2 protein-coding genes and 1 pseudogene are annotated in these 1,243 nt (G+C 65.2%); 1 reads left to right on the top strand and 2 read right to left on the bottom strand.

The window, feature by feature from the left end; translation table 11 throughout:
• The first annotated feature begins 137 nt into the window (after nt 1-137).
• Nucleotides 138-434: an ATPase gene (locus tag EN781_RS32780; RefSeq protein WP_126055963.1), complete on the top strand. Its 297-nt coding sequence runs from the start codon at nt 138-140 to the stop codon at nt 432-434.
• 91 nt (nt 435-525) lie between these two features.
• Here the strand turns inward: EN781_RS32780 and EN781_RS32775 are convergent, their stop codons facing one another.
• Together EN781_RS32775 and EN781_RS34950 are read right to left on the bottom strand one after the other, a co-directional pair.
• Nucleotides 526-915 (bottom strand): hypothetical protein, encoded by a 390-nt coding sequence (locus tag EN781_RS32775; RefSeq protein ID WP_126055962.1) that lies wholly within the window; start codon nt 913-915, stop codon nt 526-528.
• Between the two features lie 134 nt (nt 916-1,049).
• Nucleotides 1,050-1,243 (bottom strand): annotated as a pseudogene (locus EN781_RS34950) (hypothetical protein); the annotation flags it as partial.

Here is a 1,243-nt window from a genome sequence, read left to right as displayed (position 1 = left end):
GCGCCCATCGGGGCGCGGGCCGTCCGCCCCGCTTTCAGGCGCGCCAAAATTTAGTCCGCGGGAGCCGGCTTACAGTCATATGACGATGACCTCCGCGTGGGACAACGATGACGTTCCCCCAACCACGGAGGCTTGCCATGAATTCCGATCACGACATCGAAGTCACTGAAGAAACCGCGGCTGCTGCCGAGGCGATCGAATCCGCTTCCGACGACATGCTCGACCATGCCGCAGCTGCCGCGGTCGAAGCCGCCGATCAGTCTGACGATGACGAGGAAGGTGACGACGAGGACGGCGAGGATGCCGACGACGAAGCGACCCTGTTGGGTGGTGACGAGGACGAAGACGGCGAGGACGAGGATGAGGACGAGGAAGACGGCGTGAAGGCCGACGACGAAGACGAGTCCGACGAGGACAAGGAAGAAGCCGCCTGAGCCATTTTGGAGGCGGCCTCTCCGTCCTCCACGACCGCATAGCCCGCTGAGCTAGAGGAAGGGCGGCGCCAACGCGCCGCCCTTTTTGCCGTCAGTCCTCGAGGATGCTGACGTAGACGCTGTTCGAATAGACATCGACCTGGATCAGCGCCTCGCCATTGACGATGGCGCGCCGTGTCGCGCCGCTCATGGCGCCGCCGCGCCTCAACATCCGCTCCAGGTCGGCGCGGTCATCATTGCTGCGGAACCAGGCGTCACCCTCGTCGTCGCGGTCGCGCCGGTGGAATTTGTGCCAGTTGGCGCGGTCCTGCCGCACCATCTGCGCGGCGCTGTCCAGCGGATAGCCGTCGCTGGCGTGATGATCCCGCTCGGAAATGCGCGCGACATAGGAGCCGAGCATATCGTCGGCCCGCGCCGTGCTCGTGCCCAGCACCGACGCCAGCAGCAATGCGGCGACGGCAAATCGTCTCGTCTCGTTCATGATGAACCCCCTTTTGAAAACCCAGTCTTCTTCCACCGATGCCGTCTGACATTTCGGGCAGCAGGATGGAATCAGAAGGAATACTGCCATCCGGGCATATGCGCCGGATGACGGATCAGCCTCCACTGAAAAGCCTACATGGCTTTTCCGACGGGGGATATCGGTGCCGGCTGCGCGGCTGCCGGTTGTGGCTGCTGCGCCTCTGGCTGAGGCTTCGGTTCGGCGGCGCCGTTTGACGCGGTCGCCTCGCCGGCCGGCTTGCCGTCGGCGGTGGGCGTTGTCTCGGTCGCCGGCGCCGTGGCGGTGGTGGCCTTGGCCGGTGCTGCGG

Source organism: Mesorhizobium sp. M4A.F.Ca.ET.090.04.2.1, assembly GCF_003999085.1.
Taxonomy (GTDB): domain Bacteria; phylum Pseudomonadota; class Alphaproteobacteria; order Rhizobiales; family Rhizobiaceae; genus Mesorhizobium.
Note: the sequence above shows the minus strand (reverse complement) of the source record. Positions and strands in the feature narration are given on the sequence as shown.

Coding starts and splice junctions, on each gene's coding strand:
- EN781_RS32780 (WP_126055963.1), top strand. CDS start 138: ATGAATTCCGATCACGACATCGAAGTCACTGAAGAAACCGCGGCTGCT.
- EN781_RS32775 (WP_126055962.1), bottom strand. CDS start 915: ATGAACGAGACGAGACGATTTGCCGTCGCCGCATTGCTGCTGGCGTCG.